This is a genomic window from Brevibacterium sp. FME17 (assembly GCF_014897515.1).
In the GTDB taxonomy this organism is placed as follows: Bacteria; Actinomycetota; Actinomycetes; order Actinomycetales; family Brevibacteriaceae; genus Brevibacterium.
This window is the reverse complement of the sequence record NZ_JABUYD010000015.1, coordinates 1-16,123: the sequence shown is the minus strand read 5'-3', so window position 1 is coordinate 16,123 and position 16,123 is coordinate 1. Positions and strand designations below refer to the sequence as shown.

The following is a 16,123-nucleotide window of genomic DNA, read 5'->3' as shown; positions in this document are numbered from 1 at the left end:
GGGCAGAGACCTCTACGAGATCAACGATGGAAAGGAAGTGAGATGAAGCGCTTCGAGAACAAGGTCGCCATCGTGACCGGTGGGCGGTCTGGGATCGGCCAGGAGATCGCTCTCCGACTCCAGAGAGAAGGCGCCGAAGTCGTCACCGTGCAGAGGAGTGCCGATGACAGGTTCCCCTCGATTTCGGCCGACATCGCCGATGCAGCCGGGGCACAGTCGGCCGTCGACGAGGTGATCGCACGCACCGGGCGACTCGACGTCCTCGTCAACAATGCCGGCATGATGCAGGAATCGACGGTCGAGGACATGTCGGTCGAGGAGTGGAATCGCAATCTGGCAGTCAATCTCACCGGCCCGTTCCTGATGATCCGAGCGGCACTGGAGCATCTCCGGAAGACGCATGGAGCAGTCGTCAATGTCGGGTCGCTCGAAGGCCTGTGGGCCAATCCAGGCCACGCCGCGTATTCCGCATCCAAGGCCGGTCTCCACGGTTTGACCCGTGCAGTTGCCGTCGACCACGGAGACGAGGGTATCCGCTGCAACGCGGTGGCGCCCGGCTGGATCGATACCGAACTCAATCGGGCGTTCATCGAGAGCTTGCCTGATCCGCAGGAGTTCAAACGCGAGATCGGTCGCATCCACCCTGTCGGCAGACCGGGGAAGGCCAAGGAGGTCGCCGCTCTCGTCGCCTTCCTCGCAGCGGGCGAGGCGAGCTTCATCACCGGCCAGGTCTACGCAGTGGACGGCGGAAGGATGGCCCAGCTCAGCCGGCCCTGAGATTGACGTGTGAAGCCCGGTTCACCGAGTAGGGTCGGGTGATGGCGAAATATCGTTGGACTGCGGCTGACATGCCCGCAATGGATAATCGCACGGTGATGGTCACCGGAGCCAACGGCGGGGTCGGGGCCGCGACTGCAGCTGCTTTCGCCCGAGCAGGAGCGCATGTCGTCCTCGCGGTCCGTAGCCTGCATCGAGGGCAGGAGGCTGCTTCTGCTACGAGAGGCAGCACAGAGGTCTGGAAACTCGATCTCGCCGACCTGAGCTCAATCCGCGCATTCGCGCAGTCGTGGAGCAGTCCGCTTGACATCCTCATCAACAACGCCGGGGTCGCCGGACTCGCCGGCAACGTAACCAAGGACGGATACGACCTGCAGTTCGGGACCAACCATCTCGGTCACTTCGCCCTGACCAACCTCCTTCTGCCGCACATCACCGACCGAGTGGTCACAGTCGCATCCGGTGCGCATAAAGCCGGTCAGATCCATTTCGACGATCTGGCGCTGCGGAGGCGCAGATACGGTTTCGCCGCGGCCTATGGGCAGTCCAAGCTGGCGAATCTGCTGTTCAGCCTCGATCTCGAGCGTCGCCTGCAACAGGCGGGTTCGGCTGTGCGCTCGCTGGCTGTACATCCGGGCTATGCGGCGACGAGCCTCGGCACCAAGGGCCGGGCCAAAGTGCTCGTTGCTGCGGCGGATCTTGCCGGGCGCGTTTTTGCGCAGACCGGCGAGCATGGGGCCCTGCCGTCGTTGTTCGCTCCGACTCAGGACCTGCCGGGAGCCAGCTACGTCGGCCCGGACGGACGTGGCGAGCTGCGCGGCTCCCCCACACTGGTCGGTCGCTCCGCCGCTGCCAGCGACCCCGCCACGGCTCGCCGTCTGTGGGAGGTCTCCGCGGAGCTCACGGACGTCGGTTTCGGACTTGATGTCGAATAGCGCTCGCCAGCACCGAAATCCCTTCAGCGCGGTGGACTGATCGCAGCCGAGTCCACGGACAACCATACCGGAGCAACTGGTGCCCATCACGACTGATCGGTCAGCGCAGATAGACCCGGTTGGGATCGAGGGTTTCGCGCAACAGAGCCAGTTCCTCTGCTGTGGGCGGCTGGGTTGTCTCAATGTCAGCTGAGACCTTCAGATTCCAGCCGGTCTGCCGGACGACCTCGGCAGGGTCGATCCCTGGGTGCACCGCGCTCAGCGTGAGCTCCTCGTCCTGGGCGAATCGGGTCATGATTCCCAGATCCGTGATCACATGCGTGACCCCCGCACCGGCTGGCATGACCCCGACCTCAGACTGTGCGGCCCGGTGGGGACTGGGCGAGGTGACGAAGTCAAGGGTTTCGACGAACGTGCGCGGGGTGTGTCGGCGCATCACGAGGAAGATCTCGGCCGCCCCAGCCATGGCTTCGATGGCTCCGCCGGAGCCTGGAAGCCTGCTGTCGGGGTGTTCCCAGTCCTCGCCGATCAGGGTGGAGTTGAGGCTGCCGTAGCGATCGACCTGAGCGGCACCGAGGAATCCGACATCGATGCGTTGCCCCTGCAGGACGTAGTTGAACAGGTGAGTCATCGGAATCACCGAGGCGGCGCCCGGTACCAGCACAGAATCAGAGATGGTGCGCGGCAGGTCCGGTGGCCTGGCCCCGGCGACTCCCGACTCATAGACGATTTCTATCTCCGGTGCCACGGTTCGCTGAGCCAGTGAGGTGGCCAGCGTCGGCAAGCCATGTCCGGCGAAGACGACGCGGCGTCCGGCCAGGGCACGCGCCGAATGGATGGCGAGCAGTTCACTGCTCGTGATGTCCTCGCCCTCGTTCTCCGCGGCGGTGTGATTCGAGGTATCAGCAGTCATTCCCGACCTCCATAGTTGACGGGTGTCGAATAGGCGTCACGGATTCCCAGGTGGTCGAAATGGTCGGGTCCGAGGAGTGCGAGGAATTCTTCGTGATCTGCGGTGTCGTGGATGTTGGTCTGCAACCAGGCCTTGACCGCCTCGGCGTCCCGGGCGAGAGCCGACCAGTCCCGGGAGAACGCATCGTCGCGGTCGTAGTATCCCTGCACGGCGTGCGGATGTGCACCTCGTGGAACTTCAACGACTGCGTCGACGACGTGGGACGGGACGATGGTGCGATTCGGGTCGGACCGGATGATGGACTCGTCGACGATCTCTTCGACGGTGACGATGAGTCGTCGACCGGCGAAGGCTGCTTCGGTCTGGATTCCCAGCATGCCCCAGGCCTGCACATTGCCGGCGGAGTCGGCACGTTGGGCGTGGATGACGGTGAGGTCCGGGTTGAGTGCGGGCACGACGTAGATCGGCGGACCGCCGAAGGGGTCGTCCACGGATCTGATTCGGGGATTCTTCTCGGCGAGATCGCCGCCGCGATAGGAGGCGATCGGCTGGAACGGGAGTTTCGAGGCACCGGCCTGGTATCTGGCCACCATTCCGCCGTGGCTGTATTCGTCGAACCACAGCGGCTCCGGATCCGAGTGCTCAATTCTTCGGCGCAGTTCATAGAGAGAACCTGCCGAGCTGTTGGCGATGAAGGCTGCGATCAGTCCCGTGAGGCAGTTCGCGCCGAGGAGCTGGTCGACGATGACATCACAGGACATGCGCGCCAGGGTGAGATTCGAGAATTTCTGTCGGATGATCTCGTGCGCGGCAGCAACCGGCACGAGGTGGCCGAAGCCTTCGAGCGCGACCGTATCGCCATCATTGAGATGGGTGCTGATCGCCTCTGACAGGCTCGTCGTCTTGTCCATCGCGTCCTCCTTGAGCATCGATTGACTGTGACCTCGATCATCCTGCCAAAATCATTTATGCTAGTCCAATGCATATTGTGCTGCTTTTTGATTCCCATCTGACATGAATCATCACAGGCTTGTCGGCTATGACCCGAAGAACCCACTGATTGGAAGGCCTGGACTTGGACGTCAAGCAGATTCGAACATTCCTCGTACTGGCCGAAGAGCTCCACTTCGGACACGCGGCTGAGCGTCTGCGGATGACACAGCCGCAGGTGAGTCGCCTCATCCGAAATCTGGAACAGTCGTTGTCGGCCCAGCTCTTCGAACGCAGCACTCGCTCAGTGCGCCTGACCGCAGCGGGCGAAGCCCTGGTGGAGCCGGCTCGAAACATTCTCATCAGCCACCGTTTGGCCGACGCGGCGGTGAAGGCCGCCGGGCAGGGCGAAGTCGGTCATCTGCGTTTTGCGTTCACGGGGATTGCGACTCACACACTTGTGGGTCGACTGTCGAAATTGGTCCGCAGCACTCATCCCGGAATCCAATTGAGCCTGCAGAGCGCCACATTCGCGCTTCCGTCCATCGAGGGAGTTGCAGATGGTTCATTCGACCTTGCCTTCGGTCACTGGCCATTCATCCCACAGGCCGTGGAGACACGCATGATCGCTGAAGAGTCCCTCGTCATCGCCGTCCACAAGAACCATCCGCTTGCCGACCGGGAGTCCGTGTCGATGGCAGAACTGAAGGACGAAGAGTTCATCACCTTGCCCCCGAACCCAGGCTCGACAACCATCGAGCGTCTCTACGCACTGTCGCAGGCAGCGGGGTTCAGCCCCAACGTGGTTCAGGTGGCTCCGGACAGCTGGACCATCCTGTCGCTGGTCGGGGCCGAGTTCGGATGTTCGGTCACGGTCTCATCCGTGCCGGACAACTTCACGTTTTCCAATGTCACATTCATTCCGCTCGAAGACGATCAGGGACCCTTCCCCCTACTCATGGCCTGGCGGAAGTATTACGACAGCCCGGCCCTGCGGGAGGTCCTGCGCTTGTCGGAACAGCTGTTCCCGGCACCTACCGAGCCATCCCTATAGCAGGTAGGGGGCCAGGGCAGACAGTGCGACGAGCACGATTCCTCCGCCGATGCGCGATGAGATCGACAGGAACGGAAGCAGGTTCAGACGCTGCGACGCCTGCAGGACAGCAAGATCACCGCTGGAGCCGAAGTCGGCCAACCCCAGCCCCGCGGAGATCGCGGACTCGATCCAATACAGCTTGACGAACCACCCGACGAACCCGGCGACGACAGTCGCGATGACCACCGTCAGCAGCGTCATCATCATATAGCCGGGGTCCGAGACCAATGAGAGCACCTCGTCGATGTTGATGGCAATGATGCTGAGGGCCACGAGAATTGCGGGGATCATCGCGTTGGCGACGAAAACGTACCAGAGGTCGACCGAGGCTTCGACGTACTCGGGCAGCGGAATGAACACCTTGATGAGCGCGCAGATGACGATGAGGAACACATAGGCGTGGAGGGCAGGCACCAGGTCGCTGAGCAGATTCGACACGACGAAGAGCGCCCCGGCCAGGAAGAAGCCAGTCGTCGCCAGCTTGACTGCTGCCGCGGGCGAAGAGAGCTTCTCAGCTGTGCCCTCGGGAAGCTTCACTCCCTGGGCAAGCACGCCTTTGCCGTTGAAGGCACGGAACCTGTACCCCTGCTTCTTCCCCGCAGTGTTGAGGACTGCCGCGATGATGATGCACATGATGTTGCCGACAGCCACGGCCGGGACGAGAGCCGTCAGATAGGCAGACGCCGGCTGGTCGCCATTCTGTGCAATGATCTCCGAGATCGGGATTGCGCCCGCCGCGACGCCTCCGCCCAGGACCGGACCGGCGACGAAGAAGATCGCATAGCCGGCACCGACACCGGTGAGCTTTCCGACTAGGCCGAGGACGGCGAAGCACACTGCGATCGTGGCGATGATGGGGATGAGGATGCGGGCGCCGGCCTTGATGAGCAGTCCGCGCGGCATGCCGAGGATGCTGCCGGTGATGAGCGCCGCGACGACGAATTCACCGAAGCCGGAGGTGTCGTAGAAGCTGGTGACCAGACCTTCGACCGCTCCGGGCAGGATTCCGAAATATTGGAAGATCGCCGGGACCAGGATGCACAGGATCACTCCGCCGCCAATGAGCTTGAAGTAGGGCATCGAGCTTCCCACCCACATCAGCACTCCGCCGAGTGACATGACCACAGCGAATGCCGCGGTCATTCCGGTCTCCTCGGACGTGAAGCTCACGGCCACCAGGGCAATGATCGCCATCGGAATGAATGCCCAGACCGGCAGCCCCATGATCGTACGGTCGAAGGACCACTTCCTCTCCTGCATGTTCTCCGCCTGGGCAGAGTCTTCCTTGACGTCTCGGCTGGTCATGATCGTTGCGGTCCTAGCTGGTAGACAAACTTCGTTGATTGCATACAGTTCCGTGTATGGTGTTTCTTAGATCTGCTCCATTACGGGGAACGCTTGAAAGCATACCCCACAATTCCGAATGATTGTATGCAACTTATTGATTCAAGGGAGAACCAGTGAACGTAGGGACAGCACGGCCGACAGGGTCCGGCCCACTGCGAGGAATTCGCGTCCTGGAGATGGGTCAGCTCATCGCCGGACCATTCTGCGGGCAGCTCCTCGGCGACCTCGGCGCGGAGGTCATCAAGGTCGAGGATCCGAAGAACGGCGATCCGATGCGACAGTGGGGGCAGGCAACAGTCAAAGGCTCGTCCCTCTGGTGGTCCGTCCTTGCCCGCAACAAGAAGTCGGTGACTCTCAACCTGCGCACCCCCGAAGGCCAAGCGGCCGCGCGCACCCTGGCCGACTCCGCAGACATCGTCGTCGAGAACTTCCGGCCCGGCTCGCTCGAGAAGTGGGGACTCAGCCACGAAGAGCTCAGCCGCACCAACCCCGGCCTCATCATGCTGCGCGTCTCCGGCTTCGGGCAGAGCGGACCATATGCCAAGCAGGCGGGCTACGGGTCGATCGGTGAAGCCATGGGCGGCCTCCGCTACGTCGTCGGCGACCCGTCCACTCCCCCATCGCGCGTCGGAGTGTCCATCGGAGACTCTTTGGCAGCGCTGTTCGGAACCATCGGCGTCCTCGCTGCCCTCCAGGAACGGCACAACAGCGGGCTCGGCCAGGTCATCGACTCAGCCATCTACGAATCGGTGCTGGGAATGATGGAGTCGCTCGTGCCCGAATGGGCTGAAGAGGGAATCCAGAAGGAACGCAGCGGCTCAACGCTCCCCAAGATCGCCCCCAGCAACGTCTACCCCACCTCCGACGGCCAATGGCTCATCATCGCAGCCAATCAGGACACGGTCTTCCGCCGCCTGGCCACGGCGATGGGCAACCCCGAACTCGCCGACGAGCCCGAGTACGCCACCCACATCGCCCGAGGCGATCGCCAGGCAGAACTCGATGAGCTGGTCGCCGAGTTCTCCCTGCAGTTCAGTGCCGATGACCTCGTGGCGCTCCTCAATGAGCATTCCGTCCCGGTCGGAAAGATCTTCCGCGTCGAGGACATGCTCAACGACCCCCAGTACAAGGCACGCAGGTCCGTCGTCGAGGTCGAGAGTGCGAACTATGGGTCGGTGACCATGCAGAATGCCTTCCCCCGGCTGAGTCGAACGGATACCGCGGTGCGATGGGTCGGACCCGAGCTGGGCCAGGACACCGAGGAGGTACTCACCCAGGTCGGCTTCGATCACGACGCCCTTGCAGAGCTGAGAGACAAGGGAGTGATCCGCTGATGTGGAATCTGCCGGACCGTGCACGCATCGTCGAGGTCGGACTCCGCGACGGGCTCCAGGCCGTCGACACCCCAGTTCCCACCGACCGCAAGATCGAGATGGTCGCCGACATGATCGCCGCCGGGTTCAAGGAGATCGAGGTCGCGTCCTTCGCCCACCCGAAGGTACTGCCGCAGCTGGCCGACGCCGAGGCGGTCCTGGCCGAAATTCCGCGCCCACCCGATGTGCGCTTCCGCGCTCTGGTTCCCAACGCCCGGGGCGCCCAGCGGGCCGCCGAATGCGAACTCGACGAGCTGACGTTCGTCGTTCCGGCCGAGGACGGCATGGCGTTGAAGAACCAGGGAACGACGACCGAAGGGCTGTTGGACCAGCTCGACGAGATCCGACGGGTCTCGCGGGCCTCGGGACAGCGGCTGATCGTCGCCGTCGCCTGCGCGTTCTTCTCCCCCTGCTACGGACCGGTGTCGAAGGCGGCTCGGGACAGGGTGATGGACAAGGCCGCCGAGGTGGGCGCCGAGGGCGTCTATCTTGCCACCACGACCGGTGAGGAGACTCCGCTCGAGGTCTTCACCGGAATCAGCGAAGCGAAGAGGGACTTCCCCGATCTGGAGATCGGAACCCACCTGCACAACCGCAACGGGTTCGCGCCGGCGAATGCCCTGGCCGCGCTGTCCGCTGGCGCGGATTGGATGGAGTCGTCGATCGGTGGACTCGGCGGCGATATGTGGTTCCCCGGCGATCCAACGGTCCTGGGCAACATGGCAACCGAGGATCTCATTCATCTGATGGATGGAATGGGCATTTCCACCGGCATAGACTTGCAGCGTGTCAGACAACTCTCTGAAAGTCTCATCGAGGAGACGAAGTTCCCCGTCAGCTCGTTCGTCAGCCGTGGCGGGACCCGCGAGGATCTTGCCAAAGCGACCTGGGACTGAGCTCGAATGTCAGTGACCGAAGACGCCCGTTCGCGACAGTTCGGCGAAGCCCATTGGACCGAGGTGAGCTCGCGCATTCTCGGACTGGTGATCTCCGGTGACCTGCCGCCGGGTTCATGGATTCGGGAGAACGATCTGGCCAGCCGCCTCGGCGTGAGTCGGACTCCCATCCGGGAGGCGTTTCGTGAGCTGGTGGGCGTCGGTGTCGTCGAGGTCGTGCCCCGCCGCGGCACACGCGTGCGCAGCTACGATGCCGAGGAGATCGAGCAGATCTATCGGTCGCGCGCCGTCATCGAACCGTACGTGATGTCGGAGAGCGTCGGACGGCTCACCGACGATGATTTCACCGCATTGACCGGGTTGACGGACCAGATGAAGAGCCTGGCGACCGATCCGGCGACCCGGCATCGGATCGCATCGGTGAATAACGAATTCCACGGCATCATCATCCGCCGCAGCGCCGCCCAGTCGCTTATTTCGACCACGTTCAACCTCATGATCCCCATCGTCGTGGCGAAGCTATTCTCCTCGTATTCGGACACCGATGTGGTCTCGAGTATGCACCACCATGACGAGCTGATCGCTGCCGCCCGGGCCGAGGATAAGGAGTGGGTGGCAGCGGTGAGCAAGACTCACATCATCAGCGGGCTCAACCGATTCAAATCGATGCAGCGGGCTCGACCGAATGCTGACGGCTGACGTCGGCTGGCCACCCGTTTGAGACCGGGGAGGGTTGTTGCGCAGCCTGCCACGTGAAACCGCCAACAGACGGCAGGCCCGGCAGGGGAGGCTCGCAGGGGTGGGCTTCTGACATCCGTGCGGTTCTATTCGGCCGACGCTGAGGCAGGTCAGAAAACGGTGCCAGCAAGACATTGCTGCAAGCCCCTAACAAAAACCTGACACTCCTACACTGAAGACATGCGTCCCTTGCACTATGTGTCTTCCGGTGAAGGCATTCCCGTCCTCCTCATCCACGGCCTCGGTGATCGCCATACTGTCTGGCGAGCGATCACACCCATTCTCGTGGCAAACGGGTGCCAGGTCATCGCCATCGATCTTCCCGGACACGGACTCTCCGGAGGTCGGGAGTGGACGATCGCCGACACAATCCGACGCATCGTTTTCACGCTCGAGTCGCTGGAGCTGACACAAGTCCACGTCGTCGGCAACTCCTTCGGTGGATACCTGGCGCTGCGAATGGCCGTCGATGGTCTCGTATCGAGCGTGACAGCCCTCACTCCTGCCGGTTTCTCTTCCGCGACTCACCTCGTCCTCGCGGGCGGTCGCCTGGTTCGGAACCGGCTCGCCGAGGCCCTCAAGCGCGGAACGAATCGAACCGCGAAGAGAAACACCACTCGGGTTGGTCGTCTGACGACTGGTGCGAGGAACCAGCCTAGTTGGTCTGGTTTCACCCGCTATTTGCTACCGGGCCTCGTCGTCCGTCTCAGTGCCGACATCCGGATACCCGCTACGATTGCGTGGGGCGACGCGGACCCAATTCTGGACACCCGCGGCATCCAGCAAGCGGCTCTGCTCGACCAATCGATTCGTTGGGTCGAGATTCCCGGTTGCGGGCACTTCCCCATGAAGGACGAACCAGCAGTGGCCGCCTCCCTCATCATCGAAAGGGTGAGCCTGTAAATGCCTGCGCTGAGCCCAAGAGGCGACGGTGGATCGATCCGCCGCTGAAGTTCGTAACGGGTTAGGCTCAGTCGCAGGCTAAGCCTAACCCGTTTTTTATTGGCATCTTCTACGCAGGAGTGAGAGATGAGTGTTCTTTATCTGGTCAGGCATGGCCAGGCGTCATTCGGCACCGATGACTATGACCGACTGTCCGATCTGGGCAAGGAGCAGAGCCGCATCACCGGCGAGCACCTGGGAGCGCAGAAGGTCTCGCCCGTGGGCGTCATCCACGGAGAGATGCTGCGGCAGCGACAGACTGCCGAAGGCATTCAGACAGGTCTCGGCAGTCAGCTGGATGCGCAGATCGATCCCGGGTGGAACGAGTATCAGGCTTGGGAGCTCACCGGGGCGCTGACCGACACCGATCCGCGTGCGAAGCAGGATTCGAAGATCTTCCAAGCCGAACTCGAACGTGGAGCAGCCCGGTGGGCCAGCGGAGAGCATGATGGCGACTACTCGGAGACGTTCAAGCAGTTCAGCACACGAGTCGACCGCGCCCTCGACGAGGTGTGCGCGTCGATAGGGTCGGGTGAATCGACGATCGTCGTCTCCAGCGCGGGGGCGATCGCGTGGACGGCGGCCAGACTCCTCGGTGGTGGTTTCGACCAGTGGATGGCGTTCAATCGGGTGACCGTCAACACCGGGATCACCCGCATCATCACCGGCCGCAGCGGCACCAGTCTCATCTCCTTCAACGAACATGGCCACCAGACCCCGGAGCGGGTCACCTACCGCTAGTCGACTCAGTCAGGCGGCCCGGCTCGGTGGCAGACCGCGCCGGGCCGCCGCATATACTCGCAGGCATGAGCCCTGAGATGAGATCGCCGTATGAGCGAGCCCTCGGTTCCCAACTATCTGAGCTGCACCCGGTGCTGCAGCGCTACTTTGCTGCGATCCCCGCAGGTTCGGTCGGTGTTGGCGACGGCATCTTCGAGCGCTTCGGCACCCAACGATGGTGGCTGCGACCGATCCTCCAGTGGCTGGCACGACGTCATGTGATTGCGCCCGGGATGCACTACCAGGTCCCGTTTCGGATCGAGAACCGAACGGTTGCCGGCCAGCAGACTGCTGCCCGCACTCTGAAACTGGAGTCGGGCACCTGGACGATGGTCGACGCCGTCTCTGTGTCCGAGTCGGGCCAAGTCGTCGATGTGCTGGGCCGACCGGCCCTGGTAGAAGCTTCATTCGATGTCGCGGCGGATGAGGGTGGGTTGAGTCTGAGCAGTCGTGGCGTCACCGTGCGGTTGGGACCTATCCGTCTGCCTGTCCCGAAGGTCATTCGTCCGGTGATCGCCTTGAGCGAGCGCTTCGACGCCGAGGCGGCACTCCAGAAGGTCAGCCTCACAGTTGATGTCCCTGCCCTGGGCCGGGTGTATGAGTACCACGGGTCATTCACCTACCGAATCCAAGAGGAAGACTGACGTCGGCGGGCCTTGAGTTCGGTGACCAGGGTGCGCACGAGTGCGCCAAGGCGGAATCTCTCTGGGATCAACGGCTCGATTCCGTGCACCACCAGGGGTGCCGCCGTGACGTTGCCGACCACAGCGGCGAGGACACCGTTCTTGTCGGTGAACGCGGCGACGACCTCAGGCAGCAGCCCCTGGTCACGAGCGGCCTCCAGAAAGGCGGTGACCCCGGGCGCCGAGGTGAAGGCCACAGCATCGCAACGGCGGTCCGCGACGAGTTCGACAGCTGCCACCACAGCGTCTGGATTTGGTGCGGGACCCCACCGGTAGACCACCAGCGAGCTGACCTCGGCACCGGCTGCGGCGAAGGCTTCGTCCAGACCATCGGCGCCAGCGCCGTGGTGCTGCACCGCGATCCGAAGGCCACGCACGCCCTGTTCGAGCAGAACCTGCTGGATCTCGGAGTTGGTCTCTGATTCGGCAACCCAGGCCGGTGTCAGCCCGGCGGCTTGGATTGCGCCGCGGGCCTTGGGACCGCGGGCGATGATCCGGGCTCCAGTGAGCATGGCGTGCCACTGTTCGCTCAGCCCTTCGGCCTCGGCGACTTCGGCCCAGCCGTTGAAACCGACTCCGGTCGTGACCACGACGACCTCGGGTTGGGTGCCGATGAGTGCACGGGTGCGTGCGACGAGTTCGGGGTCATCGACGTTGGGGATGACCGACAGTGTGGGCGCATGCACGATCTCCGCGCCGTGCCGTTCGAGGGCGGTCGCGAACTGTTCAGCCTTCCGCTGAGCAGTCAGGACCACGCGGCATCCGGACAACTGGCCACTCAGGGCGGCACGAGACTCATCCATGGACATATCCTTGCTTCCGCAGGACGTCAGGGCAACTCGTACATCGAGACGACCACCACAAGCGTCAGCTCAGCACCTCACCCATGCATGCGCGCGCCCTTGACCACCCGATCGACAACATTCTTCGGACCACGCAGAGCAATGCCGACTAAATTGAGATCCTCGGCCGCGACCGCCGCCACAGCCTCACGGTTGGCGGCATCGTGGCCGGTCGAGAACAGTTCCTCCGTGTACACAGCCATCGGTATTCCGCGGCCCAGCGCCTTCGTCCGGGCCTTGGCCAGCGCCTCTACGCCGGCGGTCATGACGAGGACTGGCTGGCGCAGCATCGGAAGGTAGTCGTTGCCGTCGGCATCTCGGTAGCTCTCGCCCACCAACCCTGATTGGCTCGTGGCGATGCCGGACATGAGGAACGCGGTGACGTTGAGTTCCTGCCAGGGAAGCAGGTTATCGCGGAGAACCACGACGACCTTCGTATCGAATCGCACCACCTCGGCGCCGGTTGCACCGACCGTATCGGTGGACGTGCTTACATCGGTTTCTGCTGTGTTCGTGTTTTCGTGCATGTTCCCACTCTGACCGGTTTCCACAGGTGGGTCTTGTACGTTTGTGACATGGCTGATGTGATCCACGCGTGGCACCCGGATGTGCCCCTGGTGCAGGAGGTCCTCCACGCCCGGTTCGAGCACCATGCCTACCCGTCTCACACTCATGATTCGTGGACGGTGCTGCTCGTCGATCAGGGCACAGTGACCTACGATTTGGATCGCCACGAGCACCAGACGTCGAACTCGGCGGTGACGCTGCTGCCGCCGCAGGTGCCCCATGATGGTCGCTCGGCGACTCCGGATGTTCCGTTCCGCAAACGCGTGCTCTACCTCGAGCCCGAATGGCTGCCTCATAAAGCCGTCGATGCTGCGGCGGAGGCTCCGACGCTCTTCGATCCGAAGGCTATCTCGACCGTCGACCAGATCCATGCCGCGTTGAATGACCCGGCCGACGTCCTCGCCGCCGAGTGCAGTGTCCTTGCTCTGCGCGATCTCGTACAGCCGCACCTGAAGTCACCGGTCGACACTGCCACCGACAAGCCCCTGGCCCGTCGTCTGCGTCACCTGCTCGATGATCGACTGGAGGAAACGGTCACCATCGCCGAGGCGGCCGCAGACTTAGGCGCCCACCGCAGTCACCTGGTCAGGGTGTTCACCCAGACCTACAGGATTGCTCCACACCAGTACGTCGTGGGCCGTCGCGTGGATCGTGCTCGACGACTCCTCCTGTCCGGGCTCTCCCCCGCTGAGGCGGCCGCCCAGTCCGGCTTCCACGACCAGTCCCATCTCACCCGGCACTTCCGCCGAACGTTGGGAACGACACCGGGCGTCTTCGCGGCATGAAGCTAAGAGCAGACCGACCAGCGAAGTAGCAGTTGTTCAAGCCTGGCGTTGACTGAGCCAGACCGCTATCTCCTTAACAGGCAGATTGTTGTCGACAACTTCGTCCTCGATGAGAACTTGGCAGTTCGATGCCGAAGTGCAGCACAGCCACAGCCTCCATCACCTCGTCGAGGGTGTAAATGCTTGTACGCGGAGGGAACGCGGCACCGAGGACGAACACGAACTCCGGCTCAGCCAGGCACGTCGAGTTGCCGCTCAGCGACACGGCCTCTCCGTCTCCTTGGATGCGGTCGGCGAGCACGCGACCACTAAGCGGGCCCTCGACATTGATATGCCGTTGCCCGGCCTGACTCGTCGCCGCAATCTTCCACCCACGGGTGGGCTGCCCTTCCAACTCGGCATAGCGGGTCTGCATCGCGTGGGTCTCTGCCCGAGTCGCAGGACCTGCCTCCGCCGGCAGCGCATCGATCGCCACCCCTTGCAGACCCACCTTGTGCACGGCGGTGGCACCGCGTTCGATCTTCTCCGTCGAACACATCGCATTCACGTCCGTCATGGGATCCGTGTGGCACGGCCCGATCGAACCGTGGAGGTGTGACCGTCAAGCAGTCATATAGTCAGCACTGTCTTAGACAGGTGGCCGTCGTCCATTTGCCGATGAACCTGCACAACGTCCTCGAGCGGGGCCGTGGCCGGAGCAGGCACATGAAGCTCCCCGTTTTCGATGAGCTCAGCCACGTATTCGAGCGCAACATGGTCCGGTTCGACGATGACGTTCGTCCAGCGGACACCCTGCCTGTGCGGCAGCCGCGTCGAGGCCCTGTTGCAGCCCCAAGGGTGCTCCGACGACGATCCCGTCGGGTTTGGTCAGTGCAACTGCGCGGAGAGCGAACTCTCCCCCGCTGAGGTCGATAAAGATGTCGACATCACTGAGTCCTCCGCCGCCGAGGTTGGGGTCGTCAAATTCCTCGCTCGCATAGTCGATCGCCCGGGCCACACCGAGAGACTCGAGATGTTTCAGCTTCTCTCCCGTTGCGTGACCGATGACAGTCGCGCCCAGCTTCTTCGCCATCTGCACGACTTAGTTACCGACGGTGCCGCCACCGCCGAGGACGAGCACGCTCTGCCCGCTGCGCACATCAGCGGCTTCGTGCACGATCTGGTAAGCCGTCGTGGCAGGCAGAGGGATCGACGCAGCAGTCGCGAAATCCAGAGAATCGGGAATGCGCACAAGGTGGCGAGACGGTGAGGTCACGAATTCGGCATACGTGTTGGCCGGGTACGGAAAACGGGGCATCCCGAAGACACGGTCACCGACAGCGAAACGATTCACCCCGTTGCCCAGGGCGGTGACCTCGCCGGCGATATCCCATCCGACGGTGATGGGGAATGTGCCCATGAGCTTTGCTACTGAAGCTCCGCCACGAGTCTTGCCGGCGACCGGGTTGACTCCCACATGACTGACGCACACCTGGACCTCGGTGGGGATGGGGTCGGGGATCGGTGCGTCGCGGATCAGAGTGAGGACTTCCGGCCGGCCGAATTCGTTCTGGACTACCGCGTGCATTTTATTCATCTCTCCACCGTTCAACGTCGCCGAGGCGGCCGCATAGGTGGGCGTCCATGACCAGTCTCATCTCACTTGCCAGTTCCGGCGAGCCCTAGGGACGGCGCCCGGTATGTATGTCGTGTGAATCATCTTCCCATTGAAGAGCTACGAACCGTAGATCTATCCTGCAAGCCATTCTTCAAATTTCACCGCGTCGAAGATCTCTCTGCGGTGATTACGGGAGATTCTATTGAAACTCATGAGCCTCTCACGCATCGCCCGAACCCGCTCCTCATTCAAAATTCCGAGTCTCAGACCGACACTCACCAATGACCAAGTGTCGATACACTTGATTCCCTCCGCAAACGGTCTGGCCTTGAAGTCATCTGTTACAAAGATCGCCTTGAGCATGCGACGCTGGATAATGGTGATAGTTTCAGCCTCGCCTAGGTGCTTGTCGTCGCCATTCTTCATATTCTGTTCAGCGAGATCTACGTCGAGCGCCTCTGCGAATGCCATCTCCCACCGCACCCGGCGAATCTGCACATGCTCGTCGTCGCTGGGAAAGACCGGTTCGCCGAGCACAAGCTCAGCCGCGTAGCCAAGATCCGATAGCCCCTAATTCGACGGTCCACGACCATCGCACTCACGCCGGATAGTTGCTGTCCAGGTGCCTCTACCCTGCAGGATTTCCTTCAGACAGTCCATCTCATTGCAAAGACTAAAGTTGATGAGGACGTTGGTGTCATGGAAGAAGAACAGGGGTTTTAAATCCACATCCAGCAGCCTTATCTAAGAAGCGATAGCAACTCATCGCCCTCAATGGGAGTCATAGGAGCTGGGTTGGGGACCTCGAGTTCCGCCTCATTAGTACCAAGCATCCAAGCAAGATAGCTCTTGTTCAGCTTGCCGGATTCCCTACGTGTCAGGGTTGAGCGGGACCAAGGTGTCAGAGCAAATCAGTCCGACC

The 16,123-nt window shown here is 62.5% G+C and carries 20 protein-coding genes; 10 read left to right on the top strand and 10 right to left on the bottom strand.

All coding sequences use genetic code 11. From position 1 onward, the window contains the following. Positions 1 to 42: 42 nt before the first annotated feature. On the top strand, positions 43 to 777 hold the full coding sequence (locus tag INT40_RS13670) for an SDR family NAD(P)-dependent oxidoreductase (RefSeq protein ID WP_193096283.1): 735 nt from the start codon (positions 43 to 45) through the stop codon (positions 775 to 777). Between the two features lie 41 nt (positions 778 to 818). Beyond that, on the top strand, positions 819 to 1,712 hold the full coding sequence (locus INT40_RS13665; protein ID WP_193096282.1) for an oxidoreductase: 894 nt from the start codon (positions 819 to 821) through the stop codon (positions 1,710 to 1,712). A 100-nt stretch (positions 1,713 to 1,812) separates the two neighbouring features. On the opposite strand, the gene INT40_RS13660 is transcribed toward INT40_RS13665, so the two are convergent. Both INT40_RS13660 and INT40_RS13655 read right to left on the bottom strand, forming a co-directional pair. Then, on the bottom strand, positions 1,813 to 2,625 hold the full coding sequence (locus tag INT40_RS13660; protein WP_193096281.1) for a CoA-transferase subunit beta: 813 nt from the start codon (positions 2,623 to 2,625) through the stop codon (positions 1,813 to 1,815). Beyond that, a complete protein-coding gene (locus INT40_RS13655; protein ID WP_226831338.1) occupies positions 2,622 to 3,554 on the bottom strand; it encodes a CoA transferase subunit A in 933 nt (310 codons plus the stop codon). The genes INT40_RS13660 and INT40_RS13655 overlap by 4 nt, the downstream gene beginning before the upstream one ends. A gap of 146 nt (positions 3,555 to 3,700) precedes the next feature. On the opposite strand from INT40_RS13655, the gene INT40_RS13650 reads away from it, so the two are divergent. Then, a complete protein-coding gene (locus INT40_RS13650) occupies positions 3,701 to 4,609 on the top strand; it encodes a LysR family transcriptional regulator (protein WP_193096280.1) in 909 nt (302 codons plus the stop codon). On the opposite strand, the gene INT40_RS13645 is transcribed toward INT40_RS13650, so the two are convergent. After that, the gene (locus tag INT40_RS13645) at positions 4,604 to 5,956 is read right to left on the bottom strand and encodes a 2-hydroxycarboxylate transporter family protein (RefSeq protein WP_226831337.1); all 1,353 of its coding nucleotides are present in this window, start codon (positions 5,954 to 5,956) and stop codon (positions 4,604 to 4,606) included. The genes INT40_RS13650 and INT40_RS13645 overlap by 6 nt on opposite strands. 155 nt (positions 5,957 to 6,111) lie before the next feature. Here INT40_RS13645 and INT40_RS13640 point away from each other — a divergent pair, with 155 nt between their 5' ends. From INT40_RS13640 to INT40_RS13615, 6 genes are all read left to right on the top strand, one after another. Continuing rightward, entirely contained in the window at positions 6,112 to 7,332 is a 1,221-nt protein-coding gene (locus INT40_RS13640; RefSeq protein WP_193096279.1) for a CaiB/BaiF CoA transferase family protein, read from the top strand. Further along, positions 7,332 to 8,267, top strand: coding sequence for a hydroxymethylglutaryl-CoA lyase (locus INT40_RS13635; RefSeq protein ID WP_101572702.1), 936 nt, complete (start codon positions 7,332 to 7,334; stop codon positions 8,265 to 8,267). Before INT40_RS13640 ends, INT40_RS13635 begins: the two co-directional genes overlap by 1 nt. A gap of 6 nt (positions 8,268 to 8,273) precedes the next feature. Beyond that, positions 8,274 to 8,966, top strand: coding sequence for a GntR family transcriptional regulator (locus tag INT40_RS13630; protein WP_193096278.1), 693 nt, complete (start codon positions 8,274 to 8,276; stop codon positions 8,964 to 8,966). A 219-nt stretch (positions 8,967 to 9,185) separates the two neighbouring features. Beyond that, positions 9,186 to 9,908: an alpha/beta fold hydrolase gene (locus tag INT40_RS13625; RefSeq protein ID WP_193096277.1), complete on the top strand. Its 723-nt coding sequence runs from the start codon at positions 9,186 to 9,188 to the stop codon at positions 9,906 to 9,908. A gap of 126 nt (positions 9,909 to 10,034) precedes the next feature. Further along, positions 10,035 to 10,688: a histidine phosphatase family protein gene (locus INT40_RS13620; protein WP_193096276.1), complete on the top strand. Its 654-nt coding sequence runs from the start codon at positions 10,035 to 10,037 to the stop codon at positions 10,686 to 10,688. Positions 10,689 to 10,753: 65 nt separating this feature from the next. Then, on the top strand, positions 10,754 to 11,371 hold the full coding sequence (locus INT40_RS13615) for a DUF4166 domain-containing protein (protein WP_193096275.1): 618 nt from the start codon (positions 10,754 to 10,756) through the stop codon (positions 11,369 to 11,371). Here the strand turns inward: INT40_RS13615 and INT40_RS13610 are convergent. Beyond that, positions 11,347 to 12,213 (bottom strand): uroporphyrinogen-III synthase, encoded by an 867-nt coding sequence (locus INT40_RS13610; RefSeq protein WP_193096274.1) that lies wholly within the window; start codon positions 12,211 to 12,213, stop codon positions 11,347 to 11,349. The two genes, INT40_RS13615 and INT40_RS13610, sit on opposite strands and share 25 nt — an antisense overlap. A gap of 77 nt (positions 12,214 to 12,290) precedes the next feature. Then, positions 12,291 to 12,779, bottom strand: coding sequence for a DUF2000 family protein (locus tag INT40_RS13605; RefSeq protein WP_193096273.1), 489 nt, complete (start codon positions 12,777 to 12,779; stop codon positions 12,291 to 12,293). Positions 12,780 to 12,827: 48 nt separating this feature from the next. On the opposite strand from INT40_RS13605, the gene INT40_RS13600 reads away from it, so the two are divergent. Further along, positions 12,828 to 13,604, top strand: a complete 777-nt coding sequence (locus INT40_RS13600) for a helix-turn-helix transcriptional regulator (protein ID WP_193096272.1) — start codon at positions 12,828 to 12,830, stop codon at positions 13,602 to 13,604. A 73-nt stretch (positions 13,605 to 13,677) separates the two neighbouring features. Here the strand turns inward: INT40_RS13600 and INT40_RS13595 are convergent, their stop codons facing one another. From INT40_RS13595 to INT40_RS13580, 5 genes are all read right to left on the bottom strand, one after another. Then, a complete protein-coding gene (locus INT40_RS13595) occupies positions 13,678 to 14,160 on the bottom strand; it encodes a hypothetical protein (RefSeq protein WP_193096271.1) in 483 nt (160 codons plus the stop codon). Between the two features lie 53 nt (positions 14,161 to 14,213). Then, entirely contained in the window at positions 14,214 to 14,342 is a 129-nt protein-coding gene (locus INT40_RS21375) for a hypothetical protein (RefSeq protein ID WP_374701026.1), read from the bottom strand. Further along, entirely contained in the window at positions 14,335 to 14,676 is a 342-nt protein-coding gene (locus INT40_RS13590; protein WP_101572684.1) for a zinc-binding dehydrogenase, read from the bottom strand. The genes INT40_RS21375 and INT40_RS13590 overlap by 8 nt, the downstream gene beginning before the upstream one ends. Positions 14,677 to 14,685: 9 nt before the next feature. Further along, the gene (locus INT40_RS13585) at positions 14,686 to 15,180 is read right to left on the bottom strand and encodes an alcohol dehydrogenase catalytic domain-containing protein (protein ID WP_193096270.1); all 495 of its coding nucleotides are present in this window, start codon (positions 15,178 to 15,180) and stop codon (positions 14,686 to 14,688) included. 153 nt (positions 15,181 to 15,333) lie between these two features. Continuing rightward, positions 15,334 to 15,738, bottom strand: a complete 405-nt coding sequence (locus tag INT40_RS13580) for a hypothetical protein (protein WP_193096269.1) — start codon at positions 15,736 to 15,738, stop codon at positions 15,334 to 15,336. Positions 15,739 to 16,123 lie beyond the last annotated feature (385 nt).

Bases quoted from the DNA above. Each gene is read 5' to 3' on its own strand.
- INT40_RS13615 (WP_193096275.1), top strand. From the start codon at position 10,754: ATGAGCCCTGAGATGAGATCGCCGTATGAGCGAGCCCTCGGTTCCCAA.
- INT40_RS13620 (WP_193096276.1), top strand. From the start codon at position 10,035: ATGAGTGTTCTTTATCTGGTCAGGCATGGCCAGGCGTCATTCGGCACC.
- INT40_RS13625 (WP_193096277.1), top strand. From the start codon at position 9,186: ATGCGTCCCTTGCACTATGTGTCTTCCGGTGAAGGCATTCCCGTCCTC.
- INT40_RS13630 (WP_193096278.1), top strand. From the start codon at position 8,274: ATGTCAGTGACCGAAGACGCCCGTTCGCGACAGTTCGGCGAAGCCCAT.
- INT40_RS13585 (WP_193096270.1), bottom strand. From the start codon at position 15,180: ATGAATAAAATGCACGCGGTAGTCCAGAACGAATTCGGCCGGCCGGAA.
- INT40_RS13635 (WP_101572702.1), top strand. From the start codon at position 7,332: ATGTGGAATCTGCCGGACCGTGCACGCATCGTCGAGGTCGGACTCCGC.
- INT40_RS13610 (WP_193096274.1), bottom strand. From the start codon at position 12,213: ATGGATGAGTCTCGTGCCGCCCTGAGTGGCCAGTTGTCCGGATGCCGC.
- INT40_RS13660 (WP_193096281.1), bottom strand. From the start codon at position 2,625: ATGACTGCTGATACCTCGAATCACACCGCCGCGGAGAACGAGGGCGAG.
- INT40_RS13590 (WP_101572684.1), bottom strand. From the start codon at position 14,676: ATGGCGAAGAAGCTGGGCGCGACTGTCATCGGTCACGCAACGGGAGAG.
- INT40_RS13665 (WP_193096282.1), top strand. From the start codon at position 819: ATGGCGAAATATCGTTGGACTGCGGCTGACATGCCCGCAATGGATAAT.
- INT40_RS13670 (WP_193096283.1), top strand. From the start codon at position 43: ATGAAGCGCTTCGAGAACAAGGTCGCCATCGTGACCGGTGGGCGGTCT.
- INT40_RS13605 (WP_193096273.1), bottom strand. From the start codon at position 12,779: ATGCACGAAAACACGAACACAGCAGAAACCGATGTAAGCACGTCCACC.
- INT40_RS13595 (WP_193096271.1), bottom strand. From the start codon at position 14,160: ATGACGGACGTGAATGCGATGTGTTCGACGGAGAAGATCGAACGCGGT.
- INT40_RS13645 (WP_226831337.1), bottom strand. From the start codon at position 5,956: ATGACCAGCCGAGACGTCAAGGAAGACTCTGCCCAGGCGGAGAACATG.
- INT40_RS13600 (WP_193096272.1), top strand. From the start codon at position 12,828: ATGGCTGATGTGATCCACGCGTGGCACCCGGATGTGCCCCTGGTGCAG.
- INT40_RS13655 (WP_226831338.1), bottom strand. From the start codon at position 3,554: ATGCTCAAGGAGGACGCGATGGACAAGACGACGAGCCTGTCAGAGGCG.